Origin of the sequence: Protofrankia sp. Cr1, assembly GCF_963555865.1 — a bacterium.
GTDB lineage: Bacteria > Actinomycetota > Actinomycetes > Frankiales > Frankiaceae > Protofrankia.
This window is the reverse complement of the sequence record NZ_CAUVXO010000462.1, coordinates 1-4,203: the sequence shown is the minus strand read 5'-3', so window position 1 is coordinate 4,203 and position 4,203 is coordinate 1. Positions and strand designations below refer to the sequence as shown.

Genomic DNA, 4,203 nt, shown 5'->3' with positions numbered 1-4,203 from the left:
TCGGCCTGATCCTGCTCGGCGTGGGGGTGGCGGGGGTAGCCGGGTCGGTGCTGCTCGGCCTGCTGATCGCGCGAGCATCGCTCAAACCGGTGGACGCAGCGGCGGCCGCAGCCGAGGAGGTCGCCCGCACGCAGGACCTGTCCGCGTTGATCCCGGTAACCGGTAGTGATGAGATCGCTCGGATGGCCAACAGCCTCAACAGCATGCTGCGGGCGCTGGAGGCCTCCCGCGCGCGGCAGCGTGAGCTCGTCGACGATGCCAGCCACGAGCTGCGCACCCCACTCACCAGCCTGCGGACCAATATCGAACTGTTGTTGCGGGCCGAGGCCAACCCGGAGCGCGCACTGCCCGCGGACGATCGGGACGCGCTGCTGCGCGACGTGGACGCCCAGATCCGCGAACTGAGCGGGCTGGTCAGCGAACTCGTCGAACTTGCCCGCGACGAGGCGCCCACCGAGGATGTCGAGCGCGTCGACCTGACCGAGATCGTCCATGATGCGGCCGACCGGGTGCGTAGGCGCGCCAAGGCCAAGGACGTCCAGATCGTGGTGAGCGCCGTTGCGTCGCCGGTGGACGGACGTCCGCATATGTTGGAACGGGCGGTGACCAACCTGCTGGACAACGCGGTGAAGTTCTCCCCGAACCAGGGCGAGGTGCACGTGCTGGTCGGTCCCGGCGAGGTTGTCGTCACCGACGAGGGCCCGGGGATCGCGCCGGCGGACCGCTCCCGGGTCTTCGACCGGTTTTCTCCGGGCGACGTCCGCGCGTGGGCTACCCGGATCCGGGCTCGGCCTGGCCATCGTGGCCGATGCCGCGGCCGTGCACGGCGGCCAGGTGCGGGCTGAGGAAGGCCCGGGCGGTGGGGCACTGCTGCGCCTGTCGCTCCCGGTTCCCCGGGACGTGCCGTCGCCGTCCTCCTCAGGTGCGCCGTCGGATGTCTGGCCGGGCGCGACCCTGGAGCAGGAGCCTGATCGCGTCCCCCACCGGTGGGAGGAGACCTCCTCACCGGCGTCGTCACCGGCATCGTCGTCCACCCGGCCTGCCTACCGCCGATCCTGGCGGGCGAGAGGATCCGGTCGTGCTCTCTGACAACGCCGGTCGTGAATCCGGCCTCGAGGTTGGCGGTCCGGCCGCCGGCCCTGGTGAAATCCTGGCCGCACTGGCGGACGCGCATGGCGTCGCCACCCGTTACGTCGACGCGGACGGCCGGGACGTGCCCGTCGCGGCGGACGTCGTGCGGACCGTGCTCGGCCTGCTCGATGTCGACGTCGTACATCCGGTTGCGGCTCTTGCGCAGGCGCGTGACGCGCCGTGGCGACGTGCGCTGCCGGCCTGCGTGGTGGTGCGGAGGTCCGCGGTCACGCCGGTGGTCCTGCGGGTGCCGCCCGGCCCCGTCCGCACCGCCGAGCTCGCGTTCGAAGGTGGTGGGAGCCGCCAGCTGACGGACTGGGGCGAGACCGTCGAACGTCGCACGGTCGACGGTCTGGACCTGCTCGGTATCCCGCTGAACCTGCCCGCCGGCCTGCCGCTTGGTGATCATGAGTTGCGGGTCACAGCCGGTGTGGCCTCGATCACGGCAAAGGTCGTCGTCGTGCCGGACACGCTGCCCGCTCCAGCGGGTGTGACCTGTGCCCGTACCTGGGGATGGATGATCCAGCTGTACGCGTTGCAGTCGGCGGCGTCCTGGGGGATGGGCGACTACGCCGACCTTGCCGCGATCGCCGCGTGGTCCGGGTCGGCCGACGGTCGGCGCGCTGACGTCCTGCTGGTCAACCCGGTGCACGCGGTCGCGCCGACGGTTCCGGTCGAGCCGTCCCCGTACTACCCGGCCAGTCGGCGGTTCGCCTCGGCGCTGTATCTGCGTCCTGAGGACCTCCCTGAATACGCGCAGGTGGACGCCGCCACCCGGGCGCGGATCGATCAGCTCGCCGCCGCGGCCCGCGCGGGGGGCGATCCCGACCTGCTTGACCGGGACGGGGTGTGGCGGGCCAAGAGCGCCGCGTTGGAGCTCCTGTTCACCGCCACGGTCGAGCCGGCCGCACCGGCGGGCGACGATCGGGCCGGCGAGGAGGGTCTCGCCGACTTCGCCACCTGGTGCGCACTTGCCGAACGCCACGGTCGGGACTGGCGGCTGTGGCCCGCGGAGCTACATGATCCCCATGGGCCCGCGGTAGCTGCCGCGCGGGTTGAACTGCGTAACCGGATCGCGTTCCACCGCTGGTTGCAACGGTGCTGCGATGCCCAGCTCATGGCCGCACAGGCGGCCGCCCGTGATAGCGGTATGACTGTCGGTATCGTTCATGATCTTGCTGTCGGCGTTGATCCCGGTGGCGCGGATGCCTGGGCCTGCCAGGACGTCTTCGCGACCGGCGCGTCCATCGGCGCACCGCCCGACGGCTTCAACCAGCAGGGTCAGGACTGGGCGCTGCCGCCGTGGCGGCCCGACCGGTTGGCCGAGGCCGGCTACGCGCCGTTCCGGCAGATGGTTGCCGCCGTGCTCCGCCGGGGTGGTGGCCTGCGGGTCGACCACATCCTGGGACTCTTCCGGCTGTGGTGGATCCCGGCCGGTAACCCGGCCTCGGCCGGTACGTACGTCCGCTACGACGCCGATGCCATGCTGGGGCTCCTCGCCCTCGAGGCGACCCGGGCCGGCGCGCTCGTCGTCGGTGAGGACCTGGGCACGGTCCAACCGTCGGTGGCGGCGACACTGGCCCGGGCCGGAGTGCTCGGGTCGACCGTCGCATGGTTCGAACGTGACGCGCACGGCGATCCGGTTGCGCCGCGCAGGTGGCGGGAACCGGCGATGGCGAGTGTCACCACACATGATCTTCCTACCGTTGCCGGCTACCTGACCGGCGAGCATGTCCGGGTGCGTGCCCGCCGCGGCCTCCTGCGGCAGTCGGTGGAGGCTGAACTCGCCGCCTGGCAGCGGGAACGGGACGCGCTGATCGCGCTGCTGCGCCGTGAAGGGCTGCTCGCCGTCGACCTCGCCACGCTCGACCAGGCTGCCCCCCCGGCATCCGGATCCGGTGCATCCGGATCCGGTGCGGCCGGTGGCTCGGGTGGCTCGGGTAGTTCCGATGCCTCCGAGAGCCCCATGTCTGCTCTGGGTCTTGCCGCGACCCGCGAAGTGGCTTTTGCCCTGCACGGTCTCCTGGCCCGATCACCGTCACGAATCGTGCTCGCGGCACCCGGCGATGCCGTCGGTGACCTGCGCCAGCCGAACCTGCCCGGCACCGTGGACTCCTACCCGAACTGGCGGCTTGCGGTCACCGACGCCGACGGCCGGCCCGTGACCGTCGAGCGGCTACGGGTGGACCCACAGGTACAGCGGCTTGCGCGGCTGCTCGCCTGCGTCCGCGATCAGGTCGACGGCGGGTGACTCGACGGCGGGTGACTCGACGGCGGGTGAAAGGGGGGGGCACGGGCCCGCCTTCCGAGGCGGTAGGGGCCTGCGCCACAGTGACAGGCGGCCCTCCCAGACGACCTCGGGCCAATCACCCGGTAACCTTCGGAACGTGACTCGTCGACGTCCACGGCACTTCACTCGCCGTGCACTCACCGTAGCGACACTGGCCGTCCTTGCGATTCCGGCGTTTGCCGGTGCCGCCCTGGCGCAGGACATCGGAGACAGTTACAGCCCCGACCCGCTCACGCCGCTTGAGACATGGCTCGTCTACGGCGGGACGATCGCGGCCGGCTTTCTCATCGCGGTCGTCCTGACCTTCCTGTCGAGCCGGGGGAGCGGCCCGTCCCGTTATCGCCCGGGACGCCCGTGGCAGCACGACGAGATCTGGATCGGCGAGCCGCCCGCGGTCGCAGACGACGAGCGTCCCCATGCGGCGGTACCGGGCTCGGGTGGCGCCAGTGGCACGTGGTGATGCGTTCACTCACGACCAGCTTGATCGACTTGAAGGCGCCCGAGCGGCGGCGGAGGCCCAGACCGGTATTCGCTTCACCGTTCGGGTAGGTGCGGTCGACTGTAACGCCGACCTGTTCGCTGAGCAGGCGTTGGCCAACCTGGTGGACACGACGCGGGACCCCGCCGTTCTGCTCCTGGTGTCGCCCGGCCAGCGGTTTGCCCGCATCGTGACGACGCACGCGGCCAAGGGTCGCATCTCCGACCAGGCCGCCGGGCTCGCCGTCCTGACGATGATCTCCAGCTTCACCCTCGGCGACCTCGTCGGGGGGATCGTCAACGGG

Annotated in this window: 5 protein-coding genes; all 5 read left to right on the top strand. The window is 71.3% G+C overall.

The annotated features are described in order from the left end of the window. The coding region (locus U9980_RS23745) for an ATP-binding protein (RefSeq protein WP_416210374.1) at positions 1 to 845 on the top strand (845 nt) is incomplete at its 5' end. Next, the gene (locus U9980_RS28750; RefSeq protein ID WP_416210373.1) at positions 802 to 1,089 is read left to right on the top strand and encodes a hypothetical protein; all 288 of its coding nucleotides are present in this window, start codon (positions 802 to 804) and stop codon (positions 1,087 to 1,089) included. The genes U9980_RS23745 and U9980_RS28750, both read left to right, overlap by 44 nt. Further along, on the top strand, positions 1,079 to 3,382 hold the full coding sequence (gene malQ, locus U9980_RS23740; protein ID WP_322769966.1) for a 4-alpha-glucanotransferase: 2,304 nt from the start codon (positions 1,079 to 1,081) through the stop codon (positions 3,380 to 3,382). The genes U9980_RS28750 and malQ overlap by 11 nt, the downstream gene beginning before the upstream one ends. A 136-nt stretch (positions 3,383 to 3,518) precedes the next feature. Next, positions 3,519 to 3,881 (top strand): hypothetical protein, encoded by a 363-nt coding sequence (locus U9980_RS23735; protein ID WP_322756155.1) that lies wholly within the window; start codon positions 3,519 to 3,521, stop codon positions 3,879 to 3,881. Then, positions 3,868 to 4,203, top strand: a 336-nt coding sequence (locus U9980_RS23730; protein ID WP_322769965.1) for a DUF5130 family protein, incomplete at its 3' end; no start/stop codon positions are given. The genes U9980_RS23735 and U9980_RS23730, both read left to right, overlap by 14 nt.